The following is a 19,334-nucleotide window of genomic DNA, read 5'->3' on the forward strand; positions in this document are numbered from 1 at the left end:
TCACTTTAATCCTGATCAGGTCAACGAAATGAACGACATCGATAGCACACCAGTACCGCATGGAGACCTGGCACTGCAAACAGTGGCCATGCCCAAAGATACCAATCCAAACGGGGATATTTTTGGTGGCTGGTTGATGTCACAGATGGATATTGCTGGCATGGTGACTGCCGCTGAAGTAGCCGGCGGCCGAGTAGCCACGGTTGCTATTGATGCAATGGCATTTCTTACGCCTGTGCACGTGGGCGCAGTCGTCACCTGCTACTGTGATGTACTGGAAATTGGCCGTAGTTCAATTCGAATTATTGTAGAGGTTTGGATCAACTCAAAACACGATGGTGAACCGATTAAAGTCACAGAGGGCGAGTTCGTCTTTGTGGCCATTGATGACAACGGTCGCACCCGGGCCATCAGGGCTTAGTAATCCTCATCTTCGAGCACCACGTCGCGCATGTTAATGTAAGCCTGCTCTGAAATGTGATGATAGTTGCGCACGCCTTTATAAAACGCTGAGTAAGACGCATAAACCTTGGCTGCCATCGGATCCTGAGCTACCAGCTTTTGCATCGCCTCCTGGGTACCCATCCACAACGCCTTAAGCACATCATCCGGGAACCGGCGGATCTCGACACCGTGATCCTCAATCAACTCACGCAATGATTCGTTATTGCGACCGGTGTACTCGTCCAGCATGTCCTGGCTGGAGGCCCTGGCAGCCTGGCGTACAATGGCCTGCAAATCCAGAGGCAGCGCCGCTAAAGAGTCCTTGTTAATAATAAACTCAAGCACGGAACCGGGTTCATGCCAGCCGGGGTAGTAATAATACTTAGCCACCTGGTGAAAGCCGAAAATTCGATCGTTGTAGGGGCCAACCCACTCCAGGGCATCGATAACCCCGGTCTGCAACGAAGTATAAAGCTCACTGCCCGGTAAAGTGACCGAGGTGCCTCCTGCCGCAGTAAAAACCTCACCTGCCAAGCCAGGAATGCGCATTTTCAGACCCTGCAAATCTTCAATAGAGTTGATCTCCTTATTAAACCATCCCCCCATTTGCACGCCAGTGCTGCCACCGCCCATGGGCACCAGGTTGTAGGGTGCATAAGCCTCCTCCCACAGCTCTAGGCCGCCACCATAATGCAACCAGCCGAACGTCTCTTGGGCATTCAAACCAAAGGGTACGGCGGTAAAAAACACCGATGATGGGACCTTGCCCTTCCAGTAGTATGCCGCGCCGTGTCCCGCATCAGCGACGCCTTGAGACACCGCGTCAAACACGCCCAGTGCCGGCACGATCTCTCCGCCGCCATAAACCCGAATTTTAAGGCGGCCATTGCTCATTTCATCCACCATGGTGGCCAGATTTTCAGCTGCCGAGCCAAGCCCAGGAAAATTCTTGGGCCATGTAGTCACCAGCTTCCACTCAAACTGTTCATTGGAGGTCGCCACGACCTCGCCGGCACTGCCACCACTATTTTGGTTCCCGGCTTTGTCTGCCGCCCACAAACCCAGCACCGCGACCAAAGCCGCAACCAGGGTCAAAATAATGATGGGTGAATAGCGCCTTTCTGTTTCGCCCTGTGCCATTGCAATTTCCTTGTTATATCAGCTGCAGATTGGCGTACTGCAAAACCAGCCACTTACTGCCCTCGGCATCAAAGTTGACCTCTAGTCGAGCGCTGCTGCCCCTGCCCTCAAAGTTTAGCACGGTACCCTCGCCAAAAATCTGGTGGTAAACACGCTGCCCCAGGCACAAGTCGGTCTCGGGTACCGCAGCCTGACTGAGCGCACTCACTGGCCTGGAGACGGTATTATTAATCCGCACCTCCTGCAGCAGCTCAGCAGGAATTTCGCGGATAAACCGCGAGGGCGCGTTAAAGCTTTCGCTGCCATGCAAGCGTCGGGACTCCGCATAGGTAATGGTCAGTTGCTCCATCGCTCGGGTAATACCCACATAACAAAGCCGCCGCTCTTCTTCCAGCCGCCCTGGCTCCTCAATAGACATCCGGTGGGGAAACAGGTTTTCCTCCATTCCAACCAGAAACACCAACGGAAACTCCAGTCCTTTAGCGGAGTGCAAAGTCATTAGCTGGACACTGTCCTCGTGTTCATCCGCCTGGGCATCCCCGGCGTCCAGAGCAGCGTTATCAAGAAATTGTTGCAACGGTGAGGTTTCCTCTGCCTCATCCTTGACGAACTGCTTCGCGGCAGAGACCAGTTCCTCAAGGTTTTCTACCCGCGCCTGGCCTTTTTCGCCCTTCTCTTTCTGGTGATACTCGATAAGACCCGCGTGCTCAATACTATGATCAACCAGCTCCTCCAAGGTTAAATCATCGGTACCGGAATCCAGTTCGTTGATCAGTACGGTGAAGCCTTCAAGCGCAGATAAGGCCCTGGCAGGCAGCAATTTTTCGGTAATCACAGCCTCGATGGATTGCCACAGCGACAGTTCTCTGGCGCGGGCGCAACTGCGAACCACATCCAGGGTTTTACTGCCAATGCCACGGGGAGGCGTATTGATCACTCGCTCTACGGCAGCGTCATCGCCGCGGCTTTGCAAGAGACGCAGATAGGCCAGGGCATTGCGAATTTCCATGCGCTCGTAAAAGCGCTGGCCGCCATAAATGCGGTAAGGGATCGCGCCTCGTATCAGCCCTTCTTCCAAAACCCGGGACTGGGCATTTGAACGATACAGGATCGCCACGGAGGCACGGTCGTTGCCATTGGCAATCCAGTGCTCTATCTGCTCGACAACAAACCGGGCTTCATCATGCTCATTAAATCCAGCGTAGAGATTAATCGGCTCACCCTGCTCACCCGAGGTCCAAAGCTCCTTGCCCAGTCGCCCAAAGTTAAAGGCGATAACCCCGTTGGCAGCCTGCAAAATAGTTTGGGTCGAGCGGTAATTTTGCTCCAGCCTTACCGTACGCGTACCCTTAAAGTCGTCTCCGAAGCGCTGGATATTTTCTATTTTAGCGCCTCGCCAGCCGTAAATAGACTGGTCGTCATCGCCCACCGCGATCACCGGAATATCCTTTCCGGCCAGCACCCGCAACCAGGCATATTGAATGGTATTGGTGTCCTGAAACTCATCTACCAGAATTTGCCGAAAGCGGCCCTGGTAATGGGCCAGAACCTCTGGGCTCTTGAGCCAGAGCTCATGCGCCCTGAGCAGTAGCTCGGCAAAATCGACCATTCCGGTGCGATCACAGGCTGCCTCGTAGGCTCGGTAAACCTGCAGCATTGTCTGGGCGTAAAGATCGCCATGGGGCGCATCAATATGCTGCGATCGCAGGCCCTCATCCTTTTGTGAATTGATGTACCACATGGCTTGTTTCGGGGGCCAGCGACTTTCATCCAGCTCCATTTCTCGGCAGACCCTTTTAACCAGCCGCAGCTGGTCGTCGCTATCGAGGATCTGGAAATTCTGGGGCAGGCCAGCTTCCTTCCAATGAGCCTTGAGCAGGCGATGGGCCAGACCATGGAAGGTACCCACCCACATGCCATGACTGGGAATCTGCAGCATTTCCTCAATGCGGTTGCGCATTTCTTTCGCTGCCTTGTTGGTAAACGTCACCGCAAGAATCGACCAGGGAGAGAACTCTTCAGCGCGGATGAGCCAGGCAATGCGGTGCACAAGAACACGAGTTTTGCCACTACCAGCACCTGCCAGTACAAGCATATTTTGGCTTTCAGCCGCGACAGCATCGCGCTGGGCCTCGTTCAGTGGGGAAAGAATGTCTGATACGTCCATCGGCGCATTCTAACCGAGGCAACGAGCAAACCCCACCATGCTGACAAAACGACTACAGAAAAAGGACTCAGGTCTGCTACTATCGGCGCAAACGGGACAATAGAGCAGTGTCCGACATGAGCGACCGAGACGACGATAATAACGAAACCAACGACGGTGACCAAACCAGCGCGAACTGGAGCCAAAACGAGACCCTGTTCAGCGACTTCGAAGAAGAGTCAGACTACGAAGACTCAGACCGCGATAGCGATTTCGCTGCCATTTACACCGAAGTTGACGAAGACGAGCCTGAAGAATTGGACTCGCATAGCCATGACGCTGCCTGGGAACTGAAGGAAGAAGCCTCCAGGGCATTCGATGACGATCCCTGGAGCGAGCCAGAAAACGAATCTGCTGAATCCGACCCTTGGGACAAGGAACCCAACCCTTCAAGCGCCTTTGACGACGAACCATCCACAATCGACCACGATTTACCCCCCCTTGCAGCACCCCCCATTTTCAGGGACCTTGAACTGGAAGAAGAGTGGGATGACATGGATGAGGATAAAGACTATGAGGAAGAAGACCGGGAATTGAATATTTCTCTAGGCATGATAATCGTCGCAGTATTAGCGCTTGTTCTTCTGGGGGCTGGAGGCTACGGCGTTATCGAACAGCGAGCGGCAATGCAGGAGGAAATCCGCCAACTTCAAGCCAGTCTCGCAACATCAGCAGCGCCAAAGGACGTGGCAGCCAGTCGTTTAGCTGCCGCCCAAGCCAGTGAACGCAACGTGGAACTGCAAGAGCAGTTTACGGAACTCCTGAGAGAAAACAGTAACTTGCAAGCTATCGTCAGCGGCCTGGAAAAACAACTGGCCGCCCAGCAAGAAGCCTTGAAAAAGACAGCAGCAACGCCTGAGCCCAAGCCGGTTCCCCCAGCTCCCGCCGTAAACAGCAGTGCTGTCGCCAGCGGCTGGTTCGTCAACTTCAGTTCCTACAGTCAGCGCAGCACCGCCGACGGTTGGTTAAAAAAGCTGCAGCCCTCTAGCGGCAAGGTTATCGTTGCTACAGGCCAGATTGGCGGTAAGACGGTTTATCGAGTTCGTGTAGTGGAACTTCCTGACCGGAGCACTGCCGAATTCATAGCAAGAACGCTGGAAAAAGAATACGGTCTGCCCAAGCTTTGGGTAGGCAAGTCCCGCTGACTTGGCAGGGACAGATTGTCCTGTTAAATTCACAATCCAAAACACTGGCAGAGATAAGACACATGAAAATAATCAAGCTCACCGCCCTGGCATTAGCCTTGGGTAGCACATCCGCTCTCGCGGCAGACTGCACCGCCCCAGAGGCTCCGGCGGCTCTCGACGGTGCCTCGGCAACCATGGAGCAAATGCTGGCAGGCCAGAAAGCCGTTAAAGCCTTCCAGAGTGAAAACATTGACTACATGAAGTGCCTGGAGCCCGCAATGGCGACTGCCGAGGCCGCTATGCAAGTAGGCGAGGATGGCGCAGGCGAAGCCTACAAGGCTAGCCAGGAAACCTACAACGCAGCAGTTTCCGCAGAGGAAGCGGTTGCTGACCAGTTCAATACAGCCATACGCGCTTACAAAGCAGCGAATCCCGGCTGATTGTGTTCAGGGCCGCCTGAACCCCGGTGGCCCAGATTCACCTGATCAACACCAGTAGCCCCCGCGGCGGAAAGCAATACTAGGGTATCTACCAAATGTGGTAATACTCTCGCCAGCCTGTGGTTGCGCCCGCCATCATTGCAGTACTTAGTGGGGCGAAGGCCGGACATGCTCTTAAAGCCCTTAGTGCAGTCCCTTAACACCTGCTATCTTTGTGTTCATGAATAACTCAACCCCGCAGAGTTCGAGCCGCAAAACCTGTCGCGTCTTGACCCTTTTAATGCTAACGCTGCTTGCGGCCTGCCGCATGCCTGTGGCCACCAATGGCGAGGGCGTCGTATACGGCGAAAAAGCGGGGCAGGTTTATTCCAGTGGGTACGTCTTTGATATTCAAGAAGACTTTCATGAAACCTTTTGGCCAGTGCCAGCCCCGGGCCACAGCTTTCGTCGCTGGACAAAAATATGCCGAGATCAGCCAGGGGCTTGCGAGGTAAAGCTCGACGAGCGGCTCTGGGGTGAGGACGAAACCATACCGCTGGTATCCCGCTACCGGCCCTACTACAGCGGTCCACTCAAACTGCTGAATTATGATGCCTTCATTGGGCCCGGGCAGAAAACCCTTTCAGTTCCCCTCAGCAGTATTGAGATCGAAGGACTAAGCCTGAACAGCACACCCCGGTATTTCATGGCTACCACTGACATGCGAATCATAATCCCCGCTTTAAAAGTGGGTAATGAGCTTCAGTTTTCCTCCCCCAAGGCCGACTACTCAGTGCGAGACCTGGTTATGTTTGTCTCTGCAACAGACTCCGCCGGTACCATCGCCAGCGCGTCGTTTAGTTTTGGCCTCGCTAACCGGGTGTCGGGAAAAAGCCTAAAGCCCTATCAAAAAAACAGCCCTTGGGCAGAAGTGTTGGCGGCTTGTGCATCCGCTAATGATCCGTTCCAGCTTTGCTCGCTTCAAACTCTGCCCTTTCTGGGCTCGGTATCTGCGGAACCTGACATTGACCAAATTTTACAGCGCACTACCGTCACTCATTCCTGGATGGGGGACCGCTTCAAGCAGGTACTAGCAGCGCTGCCACCAGACATGTTGAAAATGTTTCGCGGCACCACTGCCATTGTCATAGGCTCAAGTATTCGACCCGCTTTTTACACGTCTGCCACCGGCGCCATTTACCTGGATCCACAAGACCTTTGGCTCACGCCTGCAGAACGAGAAACCATTGATTGGGAGCCAGACTATCGCTCAGAGTTCGGTTCTACTCTTAAGTTTATTTCTGCAGAGCTTTATGTGTCGGGAAACACGTCCGCGTGGCGGCCCTCCTATCTGTACGAGGAAGGCCAAAGTCGTACCTTTGACGAAATTATCTGGCCCATCGCCAACCTGCTGATACATGAGTTAACTCACGCCAATGACGCAATGCCGCCTGCTCTGTTATCAGACGTTTTACCTGATGAGACAGTTCTTGAAGCCACGTACCGGCTTGAGCGCCTGAGTCCCAGCCTGCAATTATTAAATACCTATCCACTGCGCTCTGCATTGCTCTATGACCTTGGATCTGTGCTGTTTTTCGGTGCGCCTGTTACCACCGTCTTTCGAAATCTGAGTGCCATAACGCTGGGGCTGGAGTTCGAACAGGACGATGCCAGCGCTCTATATGCCTATGCGTCCCCGTTTGAGGACACGGCCATGTTGGTAGAGGAAGTGCTAACTCACTACTACTTTGGCTTAGACAGAGTGAGCTCTTTCCTCGATGTTCCGCGCTCAGATAACCCTGACTGCAGCGAATATACAGTTCAGTGGGGGCGTATTAACCGGGTTGCAACGCCCGCGATTCGAGAGCGCGCCCGCCTGGTGCTCACAGGTATTCTCGATGAGGCCGACGTATCTCGCTACTTGGATGGAGTTCCTTCTCCAGGTGCGGTAAAGCGGGGTTTGGGCCTTTGCGACAGCCTGCTTCTTTTGCCTAACAAAAATCGCCTCAGCCCCGGTCAGTTTATTGCGCCACCAGAACTGGCGCGTGAGCATGCCATGCGTGCTCGGACTCACAAAGAAATGCGCGACCGCAGAAATTTCGGTAGAACAAGGATTAGCAAACGGCGTTAACTATACTGGGCGACTCCTTCTGTAAGTTCCCGGCATGGTTAATAATCCCCGTGTTTTCTATACGCTTACCAATGCAATCACTCGTTGGATGTCTTTTCCATATTGATGGCCGCCAACAGCAACAGACCCGCAAATATGCCCAAATTTTTGAAAAAGTTCTGAGATTCATGTTTGGCATCTACGCCCTCATAGACATTCCAAAAGTCATGCAAATTCAAATTAATGAGTAAGACCATGGCGGCAAAGCCGAGCGCGCAAATAACCAACTGTTTATTAAATAGCAGGCAGATACTACCGCCAATTTGAGCAATGCCAGCAATCGCTAATAAAGCGGGAACCATGACCATATTATGAGATTCCATTAACGCCACATGCATATCCCACGAAACAAACTTGCCGATTCCCGGCAACAGAAAATACAGTGCTAATAACACTCGGCCAACATGTATTAATGCAGATCTCATTCGTTACTCCCTATTGCAAGCGAAGCAGTAATTTTTAAATGACCGCTATCGTTCTATTCCACGGTAACAGATTTGGCCAAATTGCGCGGCTTATCCACGTCAGTCCCTTTTTGCACCGCCACATGGTAAGACAACAGCTGTAGCGCAACCGTATAGACAATTGGCTTAACGACCTCGGGACAATGAGGCATGTTCAACACATTGACTCTGGGCTCGCTGGCAAAGCCTGCCTGTCCGTCAGCAAATACAAATAACTCGCCACCTCTGGAGCGAACCTCTTCCAGGTTCGATTTTAACTTTTCCAACAGCTCATCGCCGGGGGCAACAGCAACAATTGGCATGTCGTCGTCAACCAATGCCAATGGTCCGTGCTTCAGTTCTCCTGCAGGATAAGCTTCCGCGTGGATGTAGGAGATTTCCTTTAATTTTAGCGCCCCCTCCATTGCCACGGGATATTGAATACCTCTACCCAGAAAAAGAGCATGGTGCTTGGAGATAAACGATTCGGATATCTGTTTGATCGCGTCATCCAACTCAAGCGTCTCCTGCACATAATCTGGAAGATTGTGCAGGGCATTCACCACCTCCTGAACCTGTTCGACCGGCATCGCGCGTCGGCGACCCAGCACTGTGGTCAGCATGAGCAAACCTACCAGCTGGGTAGTAAACGCCTTGGTAGACGCAACGCCAATCTCGATACCCGCACGAGTCAAAAAAACCAGGTCGCTCTCTCTTACCAGAGAACTGTTATCCACATTGGCAATCACCAGACTGCCAAGGAATTCCCCGGGGGCAACGTTGCGCATAGCTGCAAGCGTGTCCGCGGTTTCTCCGGATTGCGATATAGTGACCAGCAAGGTGTTTTCATGCTGGACTCGTTTGCGGTAACGAAATTCCGAAGCCACTTCGATCTGACAGGGAATACCAGCCAGCTCCTCCAGCCAGTAGCGCGCCACCATTCCGGCATGAAAGCTGGTTCCGCAGGCGACAATTTGTATCGCCTGAACCTTGTCAAAAATTGCCGCTGCGCCATTGCCAAACACCTCGTCGGCTATCTGGTGATCGGCACTCAGGTTGAGTGTGGCTGCCAATGCTCGAGGCTGCTCATAAATTTCCTTGATCATGTAGTGATCGAAATCACCCATATCTGCGGTTTCCACCGCGGCGTCAATACGGGTTTTCTGGCGCTGGACTTCCTTACCCGCTTCGTCATAAATAATGATAGAAGAGGGGGACAAAAGTGCTAAATCGCCCTCTTCAAGATAGATAAAGCGATCGGTCACCTGGCGCAAGGCCATCTGGTCTGAAGCCAGAAAGTTTTCGCCAATGCCAACACCAATCACTAACGGACTACCCTGGCGGGCAGCGACAATCTGCTCAGGGTGCTCTGCATCGATTACCGCCAAAGCGTAGGCACCGTCCAGCCGCGAGACCGTAATTTGCATTGCTTCCGCTAAACTGTTTCCCGCTTCCATTGCGCTGTGAAGTAAGTGAACGATTACTTCGCTATCTGTAACAGAGGCAAATTGATAGCCCTGCTGAGACAGCTCCAGCCGCAGAGCCTCATGGTTTTCGATAATGCCGTTATGCACCAGAGCCAGTCGTTGACCGGAAATATGAGGGTGCGCATTAGCCGCAGAAGGCTCTCCATGGGTCGCCCAGCGAGTGTGGGCAATGCCCGTGCAACCCAGGTAAGGCTGCAGTTGTTGGGCGCGCTCCAGCTCTGCGACTTTTCCCAGTTGCTTGTGCATCAGCAAATTTCGCTCGTTATCCAACAGTGCCATACCGGCAGAGTCATAGCCTCGATATTCGAGCCTGCGCAGGCCTTCCAACAGGATTTCAGAGACTTCGCGTCGTGCCGCAGCGGCCACAATTCCACACATGATCAGGCTTCCCCGCTGTCTTTGCCGGGGCGTTGCCAACCCAGAATATTGCGCTGTTTGGCGCGACTGACAGCCAGCTCTTTTTCACCGACTGCTTTGGTCACGGTAGAGCCCGCACCAATAAAACCTCCATCGGCAACCGCAAGAGGTGCGACAAGCGTGCTATTGGAACCAACAAACACATCATCACCCAGAGAAGTTTTATGCTTGTTGACGCCGTCGTAGTTACAAGTAATCGTACCCGCGCCCACGTTCACTCCAGCACCCATGTCGCAGTCGCCGATGTAGCTGAGATGGTTCACTTTACTGCCGGCACCGATATTTGCTTTTTTAGTTTCAACAAAGTTGCCAACTCTGGCACCTTCAGCCAATACGGTTCCAGGTCGCAGGCGCGCATAGGGTCCTACATTGGCTTTGGCTCCAACCCGGGCATCTTCCAGGTGGCTCATGGCATGAACAGATGCTCCGTCCGCAATCGTCACATTTTTCAGTACGCAATTCGGGCCTATGGAAACGCCATCGCCAAGCACGACCTGACCCTCAATCACCACATTAATATCGATACTCACATCAACACCACAGTGCAAGCTGCCACGAATATCCAATCGCGCCGCATCAGCCACGCTCACGCCATCGCGCAACAACTGCTGTGCTTGTCTAAGCTGGCACTCACGCTCTACCTGATTTAATTGCAGGCGATCATTGACGCCCAGCACCTCCAATTCGGACGTCGCCAGTTGAGCCGCCACAGTTTTGTCATCGGCAACAGCCATAGCGAGGACATCAGGCAAGTAATACTCCCCCTGACTGTTGGCATTACCCACCGCTGGCAAGTAACGCTTGAGATCAGCGGCTGGCGCAGCCAGCACCCCTGTATTGATTTCATTAATTAACAGTTGCTCCTGATTGGCATCCTTATGCTCAACCACGCCCAGTACAGAGTCATCATCGCCTCGCAAAATGCGCCCATAACCGGCGGGGTCCGTCACCTGAGCGGTCAGCAACGCAGGTGCTTTAGTGGCTTTCTCGACCAGGCCTTGCAAGGTGTCCAGGCGAATCAGTGGCACATCGCCATAAAGCACCAGGACTGTGCTGCGCTCATCCACCCTGGGCATGGCCTGCAGCACCGCATGGCCAGTGCCTAGTTGCTGTTCCTGAACAACCCATTGCAACGTTTCAGCAGCCATTGCCTCCTTCACTTCCTCTGCACCATGACCCACGACCACATGGATAGCCGAGGGGTTCAAGTCACGGGCAACGCTAATCACATGCTGTAGCATGGATTGGCCCGCAATCTGGTGCAAAACCTTGGGAAGGGGAGACTTCATACGAGTCCCTTGACCCGCAGCAAGAATAATAATTTCGAGATTCATGTAGTTGGTTCCCAGTGAGGCAGAAGCCTACTGTCAGATATTTTTTGACATTAATTCAGGATTAAGTGCATTATTATCGCTGATAATTATCAAAACAACGTCATTTGTCACATAAAAATTGACAACAAATGAAACTCGATAGTCTACGTCAGCTCGGTCTTAATGACCGGGAAATCAATATCTACCGTGCTTTGCTGCGTCTGGGGCCAGCATCTATCCGTGACGTTGCCGCTGAATCGGGGGTGAACAGGGGTAGTACCTACGAAACCTTGAAGAAATTGGCGGGTAAGGGGGTAGTGAATTACTTTCCTCGCGGCAAACGAAGAGTGTTTCAGGCAGAGGACCCTGAGCAATTATTGCAGCTGGGCGAACGCAGGCAACAGGCGCTATCCCTGGCCATGGAGCAACTTCGCAGCGAAGTGATCCCTGAGCTTAAGCAAACACAAGCAGAATTCAGTCCAGGCAACGTGCGCTTCTACGAAGGAGACGACGGCGTAGAATTTGTGCTCAGGGATATTCTCAACAGCACAGCCAGAGATCCGCAGCGTGGCTATGCAGTGATTTCAACAAAAACCCTCAGGGAACACCTCTACCGCCCCTTCCCCAATTTCACCCGGCAGCGAGAGAACCGCGGAATTCAAGTTCGCGTTATTGCTGTGGGTGAAGGCGGTGATGAAGCTGAGTACGCCGAACGCAAATGGCTACCCGCCAGCGATACCGCGGATGCGTCTTATATCGCCATTTATCCACCCAAAGTAGCGATGATTACGCTGGCAGATAATGACTATCCAGTAGTAGTAATCATTGATTCGGCAGCCATCGCCTCAACCCAGCAAATCCTTTTCGATACGCTGTGGCAGCTGCTGTGAGCGTGCAGTACCCCTGACAGTATCGAGGTTGCACTGCCGATGCGCCGCCCATAAAAAAGCCCCGGCTTTCAGGCCAGGGCTTTTTCGGCGGCCCTGTAAGTGGGCAACGTGGTGCAGGTTACAATTAGCCGCGACCGGCCCGATTTTTTAACTTGCGTAATGTCGCCAACTGAGCGGCGGCTTCGGCCAATTGTGCTGATGCACGGCCATAGTCGAAATCGCCAGATTGGTTAGCCAGTGCATGTTCAGCTTCTTTACGTGCCTCCTCCGCAGCCGCCTCGTCCACGTCGTGGGCACGAATTGCGGTATCAGCAAGAATAGAAACCACGCCGGGCTGAACTTCAAGAAAGCCGCCAGACACGTAATAAACTTCTTCGTCACCAGCCTGCGTGACGACACGGACTGGGCCCGGAACCAGCGCCGTCAGCAGAGGAGCATGGCCGTAGCTCACACCCAACTCACCTTCGCCACCAGTGGCCACGAGCATCTCGACCAGGCCGGAGAAAATTTCTTCTTCCGCACTGACGATATCGCAGTGGATTGTCATTGCCATAATTCTGGCCTCGTTAACTGACTGCTATTACAGGTTCTTGGCTTTCTCAACGGCTTCGTCAATGCTGCCAACCATGTAGAAGGCCTGCTCAGGCATGTGGTCGTACTCACCGGCGAGAATACCTTTAAAGCCCGCGATGGTATCTTTCAAAGACACATACTTACCGGGAGAACCGGTAAAGATCTCCGCCACGTGAAACGGCTGGGACAGGAAGCGCTCGATCTTACGAGCCCGGTTTACCGACTGCTTGTCTTCTTCTGACAGCTCATCCATACCCAGAATCGCGATGATGTCCTTCAATTCTTTGTAACGCTGCAGCACAGACTGAACACCACGGGCAGTTTCGTAGTGATCGTTACCAATGATCAGCGGATCAAGCTGGCGCGACGTTGAGTCCAACGGGTCAACCGCAGGATAAATACCCCTGGCAGCAATATCACGAGACAGTACAACAGTAGAGTCAAGGTGCGCGAAAGTGGTCGCTGGAGAAGGGTCAGTCAGGTCATCCGCCGGCACGTATACCGCCTGGATAGACGTAATCGAACCTACCTTGGTAGACGTAATACGCTCCTGCAGCACACCCATTTCTTCCGCTAGCGTAGGCTGATAACCCACCGCAGAAGGCATACGGCCTAGCAGCGCTGATACTTCAGTTCCCGCCAGGGTATAACGATAAATGTTGTCAACGAAAAGCAATACGTCACGACCTTCGTCGCGAAACTTCTCAGCCATGGTTAGACCGGTCAATGCAACACGAAGACGGTTTCCAGGGGGCTCATTCATCTGGCCATAGACCATGGCCACTTTGGAGTTGGAGAAGTTTTCAACGTCTACCACGTTGGACTCCTGCATCTCGAAGTAGAAATCGTTACCCTCGCGAGTACGCTCCCCAACACCTGCAAATACGGACAGGCCGCTGTGCTCGGTAGCAATGTTGTTAATTAACTCCATCATGTTTACGGTCTTACCAACACCGGCTCCACCGAACAGACCAACTTTACCGCCTTTGGCAAAGGGACACACCAGGTCGATGACCTTAATGCCAGTTTCCAGCAACTCGTCAGATGCTGACAGCTCTTCGTAGGTGGGCGCCTTGCGGTGAATAGCGGCGCGCTCTTGCTCACCGATAGGGCCACACTCATCGATAGGGTTGCCCAGTACATCCATAATCCGACCCAGGGTCTCGATTCCCACTGGCACTGAAATGGGAGCGCCGGTATTTTCTACCGCCAATCCACGGCTTACACCTTCAGAAGAACCCATAGCAATAGCGCGCACGACGCCATCGCCCAGTTGCTGCTGAACTTCCAGGGTGAGATCTTTCTCAGGCACTACCAATGCGTCGTAGACCTGGGGCACGTCTTCGCGTGAAAACTCCACGTCAATTACCGCGCCAATAATTTGTACGATACGTCCGCTGCTCATGTTCGGATCCTCTATATCAAAATTCAATGCTTGCTGGCCCCGGGCGTTGCCCTGTGCCGAGTTCGTTACCACTTCTTACGCCGTGTCGAGCTGCCGTTTAACCAATGGCCGCTGCGCCACTCACAATCTCTGACAGTTCTTGAGTAATCGCTGACTGACGCGCTTTGTTGTAAATTAGCTGCAGGTCATCAATCAGGTCTCCGGCGTTGTCAGTAGCATTTTTCATTGCCAACATACGCGCCGCTTGTTCACAGGCACCGTTTTCTACGACTGCCTGATAGACCTGGGACTCAATGTAGCGAGTCAACAAGCCCTCAAGAAGGTCTTTTGCATCGGGCTCATAGATGTAGTCCCAATGGTGAGCCATCTCGTCGCTTTCTTCAGCTTCCAGGGGAAGCAACTGTTCAACACTGGGCTCTTGAGTCATGGTGTTCACAAACTCATTACTGACCAGGAACAGGCGGTCGATCTTGCCCTCTTCATAGGCATCCAACATCGCCTTTACTCCACCGATCAAGTCGGCCAGCGATGGCTCTTCACCCAGGTCACGCACCGCAGCAATAACGTTGCCGCCGTAACTGTTAAAAAATGCTGTCGCTTTGGCTCCAACCAGGCTGAGGTCAATCTCAATACCCTGATCGTTCCACGCTTTCATGGACTTGATCGCAGCCTTGAACAAATTGATATTCAAACCGCCACACAAGCCGCGATCAGTAGAAACGATGATATATCCCACTCGTTTCACTTCACGCTTTTCCATGTACATGTGCTGGTACTCTGGTGCTGCGTTAGCAATGTGACCAACCACAGAGCGCATGCGACGGGCATAGGGCTTGCCCAACTGCATGCGGTCCTGAGCCTTACGCATTTTCGACGCAGCTACCATTTCCATAGCGCTGGTGATCTTCTGCGTGCTCTGGATGCTCGAGATCTTGGTCCGTATTTCTTTTCCGGCTGCCATCTAATGGTCCTCGGGCTCTACTACCAGGTCTGAGTAGACTTGAACTTCTCGATCGCAGACTTGAAAGCGCCCTCGATCTCGTCGTTATAGTCACCGCTCTGAACGATACTGCCCATTAACTCACTGTGCTCTGCATGCATGTAGGACAGCAGTGCATCTTCAAAATCACCAATCTTGGCGACATCAACATCACTGAGCATGCCTTCGTTAGCGGCATACAGCAGCAGGCCCATCTCCGCGATGCTCTGCGGAGAATACTGCTTCTGCTTCATCAACTCGGTGACGCGCTCACCATGGTCCAGCTGGGCCTTGGTCGCGTCATCCAGATCAGAGGCGAACTGGGAGAACGCCGCCAGCTCTCGATACTGCGCCAGCGCAGTACGAATACCACCGGACAGTTTCTTTATGATCTTGGCCTGTGCCGCACCACCAACCCGAGATACCGAAATACCGGCATTCATCGCAGGCCGCACGCCAGCGTTAAACATATCGGCTTCCAGGAAGATCTGCCCATCGGTGATAGAAATCACGTTAGTCGGCACAAACGCAGATACGTCACCGGCCTGAGTCTCAATAACAGGAAGTGCAGTCAAGGAGCCGGTCTTGCCTTTCACTTCACCGTTAGTGAAGTCTTCGACATACTTGGCATTAACCCGTGCGGCACGTTCCAGCAGACGCGAGTGAAGATAAAATACGTCACCAGGGTAAGCCTCACGACCGGGAGGGCGACGCAGCAACAGCGAGATCTGGCGGTATGCCCAGGCCTGCTTGGTCAGGTCATCGTAAATGATCAGGGCGTCTTCACCGCGGTCGCGATAATACTCGCCCATGGTGCAACCGGCAAAAGGTGCCAGGAACTGCATTGCAGCCGGGTCAGAAGCCGTCGCCGCGAGAACAATTGTGTGCTCCATTGCGCCATGCTCTTCAAGCTTGCGCACAACGGCAGCTACAGAGGAGGCCTTCTGACCAATAGCGACGTAAACGCACTTAATACCAGAACCTTTCTGGTTGATGATGGCATCAACCGCAATCGCGGTCTTGCCAATCTGGCGGTCACCAATAATCAACTCACGCTGACCACGGCCAATCGGTACCATGGCGTCAACCGCCTTCAAACCAATTTGCACGGGCTGGTCAACGGACTGACGGGCAATAACACCAGGAGCAACCTTTTCCAGCGCGTCGGTCATTGCCGCATTAACGGGGCCTTTACCATCGATGGGGCTACCGAGTGCGTCTACCACCCGGCCCTGTAGTTCGGGGCCAACAGGTACCTCCAAAATGCGGCCAGTACAGCGACAGCTTTGACCTTCAGCCAGGCTTTTGTAATCACCCAGAATTACCGCGCCAACAGAGTCGCGCTCCAGGTTCAGCGCCATCCCGTAGATGCCGCCTTCAAATTCAATCATCTCACCGTACATAACTTCGGCGAGACCATGGATACGAATAATACCGTCGGTAACAGATACCACGGTGCCTTCGTTACGAGCCTCAGAGGACACATCGAGTTCGTCGATGCGCGACTTGATAATCTCGCTAATTTCAGATGGATTCAGTTGCTGCATGCTCTGTTCCTCAATCCTAAATTCTAGGAGTTCAATGCTTCGGCAAGCTTGTTCAACCTGCCGCGCACGGAGCCATCGATCACCAGATCACCGGCCCTGATTAAAACGCCACCCAGAAGGTCTTTATCAGTAGATGTACTGACCTTCACTTCGCGTTCAAGTTTTTTGCCCAATACGTCGGCGAGCTTTACTGTCGTAGCTTCAGTCAAATCAAAGGCGGAGACCACTTCTACGTCTACCGACTTTTCCTGATTGGCCTTGAACAGCTCAAATTGGGACGAAATTTCCGGCAGCAAAGCCAGACGCTTGTTCGAGGCGAGGATTGAAACAAAGTTCTTCACCTCGGCGCCCAAGACATCACCGCAGACCTCTATCATGGTCTGCGCCTGCTGCTCGTCAGTCAGCGATGGATTGTTCAAAACCGCCGCCATACCGTCGTCTGCCGCGACAGCGGATGTAGTGAGCAATTGCTCTGACCACTGCGCCAGCGCATTATGCTCTCGGGCATACTCAAACGCCGCTTTGGCGTAGGGACGTGCCAGTGTGCTTAATTCAGCCATAGCTCCCTCGCGTTACAGCTCTGAGGCCAGCTTCTCGACCAGCTCGTTATGAGCTTCTTGGTCGATTGCAGAACCCAAAACCTTTTCAGCGCCGGCCAATGACAGGGCTGCAACCTGGCCGCGAAGTTGCTCGCGTGCGCGGTTGGTTTCCTGTTCGATCTCTGCCTGAGCAGAGGCTTTCACTCGATCAGCCTCTACAACTGCAGCGTCCTTGGCTTCTTCAACCAGCTGGCCTGCACGCTTGTTAGCGGAATCGATGATGCTCGAGGCCTCTTCCTTGGCTTCTTTCAGGCGTTCTACTGCCTTCTCTTTAGCCAACTCGAGGTCGTGACTAGCGCGGTCAGCGGCAGCCAGGCCATCGGCGATCTTTTGCTCGCGCTCAGACATGGCAGCGATAATAGGCGGCCATACGTACTTCATACAGAACACGACGAAACAGATAAACGCGATCATCTGCCCGATAAGCGTAAGATTTATATTCACGCTCTTCTCCTCACAGGTTGTTGGGGTTATTTAAAGCGCAATAACCCCGATTAGGTTTGTCTCTATTAACCCGCAACTACGAAGATCAGGTACATCGCGATACCAACACCAATAATGGGAATCGCGTCTACCAGGCCTGCGCCCAGGAAGAAGGTCACCTGCAGTTTGGGTGCCAGCTCAGGCTGACGCGCAGAACCTTCGATGAGCTTACCGCCCAACAGACCAACACCGATCGCGGCACCCAGACCACCCAGACCCATCATGATGGCGGCAGCTACGTAGATTAATTCAGGCATGTTTCTCTCCTAGTTTGTGTAGATATTTAAAGTAAATTAGTGGTCTTCATGAGCCATGCTGAGATACACAATCGTCAGCACCATGAAGATAAAGGCTTGCAGGGTGATAACCAGAATATGGAAAATCGCCCAACCGATTTGCAACATTCCCGCAGGTACCATCCAGGCGATACCGGCACTGAACAGGGCTGCAATCAGAATAAAGATCATCTCACCGGCGTACATGTTTCCGAACAAACGCAGGCCCAGGGAAAAGGGCTTGGCCAGCAGGCCAACCACTTCCATAAACAAATTTACCGGAATGAACATAAAGTGATTAAAGGGGTTCATTGTCAGCTCTTTCACGAAGCCGAAGCCTTTAACCTTTATTGAGTAATAGAGCATCAAGATAAAGATGCCCAGCGCCATGCCCATAGTGATGTTCGGGTCTGTAGATGGCACTACTTTCTGGTAAGGCACGCCGAGCAGCTCAAGAGTGTGGGGGATCAGGTCAACCGGAATGATGTCCATGAAGTTCATCATAAAGACCCAAACAAAAATGGTCAGGGCCAAGGGCGCTATCAGCTTGTTGTGTCCGTGGAAGGTGTCTTTCACCGTGCTATCGACAAACTCAACGATCATTTCAAACAGGTTGACCATACCGCTGGGGACACCCGATTCGGCCTTCTTGGCCACTGATCGGAACAGGAAGCAAAATACCAGGCCCAAGCCAACGGACCATAGCATTGAATCAACGTGAATCGCGTTAAACCCCATCGCAGAGGCCTCGGCACCGCCGTGGGCAATAGTCCAGATACCCCCTTCAGGAACAACCTCTGTACCACCGTCTACAGCGTGGCGCTCAAAACCAGCGGGCAACTTGCCATAGGTAAGGTTGGTCAGGTGGTGGACAATATATCCGGAGATTGTCAGTTCTTCGCCTGCAGCTGCCATCTATAGGGACTCTTAGGTCTGTCTCTGTACCGACTGGCTGCGAGAAAGCAGCAGCCAGCTACCAATAATTTGTATCGTCAGCATCGCCACGTATCCAGCAAAAACCGACGGGCCGCTAACCGGCCGTAATGTTGCAAACACCAGGGCAAACCCGGCAACACTCAATAAAAACTTGCCTATCTCGCCAGCGTAGCTGGACCGGGCCATGGCCCTGGCTGACTTCGCTCCTCGCCAACGAAAGGCAAGTTGAGCAAAATATGCCTGAGGCACAATAGCGATTACGCCTCCCGCTGCCAGAGACCAGGCGATCACCTGATCGTATGCCGTCAACGGCAGACACACAGCTAACAAAACTGCCAATTGCGCCAGGGTAATACGATGGACAGGAGGCCGCGCTATTTCAGCACCCGGCATAACAACTCCGCCTTTCTCCCCTCTCCAATAACCACACGGGTTTGATCCTCGTTCAAGGCGCGCGCATTATAGGGGCAATGGTGGGTGG

General features: G+C 53.1%; 19 protein-coding genes. 5 read left to right on the forward strand and 14 right to left on the reverse strand.

Features of this window, described 5'->3' with window-relative positions:
• Positions 1 to 28: 28 nt before the first annotated feature.
• Positions 29 to 421, forward strand: coding sequence for an acyl-CoA thioesterase (locus EYC87_RS08660; protein ID WP_007230458.1), 393 nt, complete (start codon positions 29 to 31; stop codon positions 419 to 421).
• Here the strand turns inward: EYC87_RS08660 and EYC87_RS08665 are convergent.
• Together EYC87_RS08665 and uvrD are read right to left on the reverse strand one after the other, a co-directional pair.
• Positions 418 to 1,584: a TRAP transporter substrate-binding protein gene (locus tag EYC87_RS08665; RefSeq protein ID WP_007230462.1), complete on the reverse strand. Its 1,167-nt coding sequence runs from the start codon at positions 1,582 to 1,584 to the stop codon at positions 418 to 420. The genes EYC87_RS08660 and EYC87_RS08665 overlap by 4 nt on opposite strands.
• Positions 1,585 to 1,597: 13 nt before the next feature.
• A complete protein-coding gene (uvrD, locus tag EYC87_RS08670; protein WP_279252527.1) occupies positions 1,598 to 3,751 on the reverse strand; it encodes a DNA helicase II in 2,154 nt (717 codons plus the stop codon).
• A gap of 116 nt (positions 3,752 to 3,867) precedes the next feature.
• On the opposite strand from uvrD, the gene EYC87_RS08675 reads away from it, so the two are divergent.
• From EYC87_RS08675 to EYC87_RS08685, 3 genes are all read left to right on the forward strand, one after another.
• Entirely contained in the window at positions 3,868 to 4,935 is a 1,068-nt protein-coding gene (locus tag EYC87_RS08675; RefSeq protein WP_279252528.1) for an SPOR domain-containing protein, read from the forward strand.
• Positions 4,936 to 4,997: 62 nt separating this feature from the next.
• Entirely contained in the window at positions 4,998 to 5,357 is a 360-nt protein-coding gene (locus tag EYC87_RS08680; protein ID WP_279252529.1) for a hypothetical protein, read from the forward strand.
• 280 nt (positions 5,358 to 5,637) lie between these two features.
• The gene (locus EYC87_RS08685) at positions 5,638 to 7,467 is read left to right on the forward strand and encodes a hypothetical protein (RefSeq protein ID WP_279252530.1); all 1,830 of its coding nucleotides are present in this window, start codon (positions 5,638 to 5,640) and stop codon (positions 7,465 to 7,467) included.
• A gap of 77 nt (positions 7,468 to 7,544) precedes the next feature.
• Here EYC87_RS08685 and EYC87_RS08690 read toward each other — a convergent pair whose 3' ends face one another.
• From EYC87_RS08690 to glmU, 3 genes are read right to left on the reverse strand one after another with little or no spacing between them, the layout of a single operon-like run.
• The gene (locus EYC87_RS08690) at positions 7,545 to 7,931 is read right to left on the reverse strand and encodes a DoxX family protein (RefSeq protein ID WP_279252531.1); all 387 of its coding nucleotides are present in this window, start codon (positions 7,929 to 7,931) and stop codon (positions 7,545 to 7,547) included.
• Positions 7,932 to 7,984: 53 nt separating this feature from the next.
• Complete coding sequence (gene glmS, locus EYC87_RS08695; protein WP_279252532.1) at positions 7,985 to 9,814, reverse strand: glutamine--fructose-6-phosphate transaminase (isomerizing); 1,830 nt, start codon at positions 9,812 to 9,814, stop codon at positions 7,985 to 7,987.
• Positions 9,815 to 9,816: 2 nt separating this feature from the next.
• On the reverse strand, positions 9,817 to 11,187 hold the full coding sequence (gene glmU, locus EYC87_RS08700; protein WP_279252533.1) for a bifunctional UDP-N-acetylglucosamine diphosphorylase/glucosamine-1-phosphate N-acetyltransferase GlmU: 1,371 nt from the start codon (positions 11,185 to 11,187) through the stop codon (positions 9,817 to 9,819).
• Positions 11,188 to 11,315: 128 nt separating this feature from the next.
• Here glmU and EYC87_RS08705 point away from each other — a divergent pair, with 128 nt between their 5' ends.
• A complete protein-coding gene (locus EYC87_RS08705; protein ID WP_279252534.1) occupies positions 11,316 to 12,056 on the forward strand; it encodes a TrmB family transcriptional regulator in 741 nt (246 codons plus the stop codon).
• A 124-nt stretch (positions 12,057 to 12,180) separates the two neighbouring features.
• Here the strand turns inward: EYC87_RS08705 and EYC87_RS08710 are convergent, their stop codons facing one another.
• From EYC87_RS08710 to EYC87_RS08750, 9 genes are all read right to left on the reverse strand, one after another.
• Positions 12,181 to 12,609, reverse strand: a complete 429-nt coding sequence (locus tag EYC87_RS08710; RefSeq protein ID WP_007230437.1) for a F0F1 ATP synthase subunit epsilon — start codon at positions 12,607 to 12,609, stop codon at positions 12,181 to 12,183.
• Between the two features lie 27 nt (positions 12,610 to 12,636).
• Complete coding sequence (gene atpD, locus EYC87_RS08715; protein WP_279252535.1) at positions 12,637 to 14,034, reverse strand: F0F1 ATP synthase subunit beta; 1,398 nt, start codon at positions 14,032 to 14,034, stop codon at positions 12,637 to 12,639.
• 97 nt (positions 14,035 to 14,131) lie between these two features.
• Positions 14,132 to 14,995 (reverse strand): F0F1 ATP synthase subunit gamma, encoded by an 864-nt coding sequence (atpG, locus tag EYC87_RS08720; RefSeq protein WP_279252536.1) that lies wholly within the window; start codon positions 14,993 to 14,995, stop codon positions 14,132 to 14,134.
• 20 nt (positions 14,996 to 15,015) lie between these two features.
• Positions 15,016 to 16,560: a F0F1 ATP synthase subunit alpha gene (atpA, locus tag EYC87_RS08725; protein ID WP_279252537.1), complete on the reverse strand. Its 1,545-nt coding sequence runs from the start codon at positions 16,558 to 16,560 to the stop codon at positions 15,016 to 15,018.
• 23 nt (positions 16,561 to 16,583) lie between these two features.
• Complete coding sequence (locus EYC87_RS08730; protein WP_279252538.1) at positions 16,584 to 17,120, reverse strand: F0F1 ATP synthase subunit delta; 537 nt, start codon at positions 17,118 to 17,120, stop codon at positions 16,584 to 16,586.
• Positions 17,121 to 17,132: 12 nt separating this feature from the next.
• Entirely contained in the window at positions 17,133 to 17,603 is a 471-nt protein-coding gene (locus EYC87_RS08735; RefSeq protein ID WP_279252539.1) for a F0F1 ATP synthase subunit B, read from the reverse strand.
• Between the two features lie 65 nt (positions 17,604 to 17,668).
• Positions 17,669 to 17,899: a F0F1 ATP synthase subunit C gene (gene atpE, locus EYC87_RS08740; protein WP_007230418.1), complete on the reverse strand. Its 231-nt coding sequence runs from the start codon at positions 17,897 to 17,899 to the stop codon at positions 17,669 to 17,671.
• Positions 17,900 to 17,935: 36 nt separating this feature from the next.
• Positions 17,936 to 18,832: a F0F1 ATP synthase subunit A gene (atpB, locus tag EYC87_RS08745; RefSeq protein WP_279252540.1), complete on the reverse strand. Its 897-nt coding sequence runs from the start codon at positions 18,830 to 18,832 to the stop codon at positions 17,936 to 17,938.
• A 12-nt stretch (positions 18,833 to 18,844) separates the two neighbouring features.
• Positions 18,845 to 19,246: an ATP synthase subunit I gene (locus EYC87_RS08750; RefSeq protein ID WP_279252541.1), complete on the reverse strand. Its 402-nt coding sequence runs from the start codon at positions 19,244 to 19,246 to the stop codon at positions 18,845 to 18,847.
• Positions 19,247 to 19,334: the final 88 nt, after the last annotated feature.

This window comes from Candidatus Seongchinamella marina (assembly GCF_026262685.1).
GTDB lineage: Bacteria > Pseudomonadota > Gammaproteobacteria > Pseudomonadales > Halieaceae > Halioglobus > Halioglobus marinus.

Bases quoted from the DNA above. Each gene is read 5' to 3' on its own strand.
- glmS (WP_279252532.1), bottom strand. From the start codon at position 9,814: ATGTGTGGAATTGTGGCCGCTGCGGCACGACGCGAAGTCTCTGAAATC.
- EYC87_RS08705 (WP_279252534.1), top strand. From the start codon at position 11,316: ATGAAACTCGATAGTCTACGTCAGCTCGGTCTTAATGACCGGGAAATC.
- atpE (WP_007230418.1), bottom strand. From the start codon at position 17,899: ATGCCTGAATTAATCTACGTAGCTGCCGCCATCATGATGGGTCTGGGT.
- EYC87_RS08710 (WP_007230437.1), bottom strand. From the start codon at position 12,609: ATGGCAATGACAATCCACTGCGATATCGTCAGTGCGGAAGAAGAAATT.
- EYC87_RS08730 (WP_279252538.1), bottom strand. From the start codon at position 17,120: ATGGCTGAATTAAGCACACTGGCACGTCCCTACGCCAAAGCGGCGTTT.
- atpD (WP_279252535.1), bottom strand. From the start codon at position 14,034: ATGAGCAGCGGACGTATCGTACAAATTATTGGCGCGGTAATTGACGTG.
- atpB (WP_279252540.1), bottom strand. From the start codon at position 18,832: ATGGCAGCTGCAGGCGAAGAACTGACAATCTCCGGATATATTGTCCAC.
- EYC87_RS08660 (WP_007230458.1), top strand. From the start codon at position 29: ATGAACGACATCGATAGCACACCAGTACCGCATGGAGACCTGGCACTG.
- EYC87_RS08665 (WP_007230462.1), bottom strand. From the start codon at position 1,584: ATGGCACAGGGCGAAACAGAAAGGCGCTATTCACCCATCATTATTTTG.
- EYC87_RS08750 (WP_279252541.1), bottom strand. From the start codon at position 19,246: ATGCCGGGTGCTGAAATAGCGCGGCCTCCTGTCCATCGTATTACCCTG.
- glmU (WP_279252533.1), bottom strand. From the start codon at position 11,187: ATGAATCTCGAAATTATTATTCTTGCTGCGGGTCAAGGGACTCGTATG.
- atpG (WP_279252536.1), bottom strand. From the start codon at position 14,995: ATGGCAGCCGGAAAAGAAATACGGACCAAGATCTCGAGCATCCAGAGC.
- EYC87_RS08675 (WP_279252528.1), top strand. From the start codon at position 3,868: ATGAGCGACCGAGACGACGATAATAACGAAACCAACGACGGTGACCAA.
- uvrD (WP_279252527.1), bottom strand. From the start codon at position 3,751: ATGGACGTATCAGACATTCTTTCCCCACTGAACGAGGCCCAGCGCGAT.
- atpA (WP_279252537.1), bottom strand. From the start codon at position 16,560: ATGCAGCAACTGAATCCATCTGAAATTAGCGAGATTATCAAGTCGCGC.
- EYC87_RS08690 (WP_279252531.1), bottom strand. From the start codon at position 7,931: ATGAGATCTGCATTAATACATGTTGGCCGAGTGTTATTAGCACTGTAT.
- EYC87_RS08680 (WP_279252529.1), top strand. From the start codon at position 4,998: ATGAAAATAATCAAGCTCACCGCCCTGGCATTAGCCTTGGGTAGCACA.
- EYC87_RS08685 (WP_279252530.1), top strand. From the start codon at position 5,638: ATGCTAACGCTGCTTGCGGCCTGCCGCATGCCTGTGGCCACCAATGGC.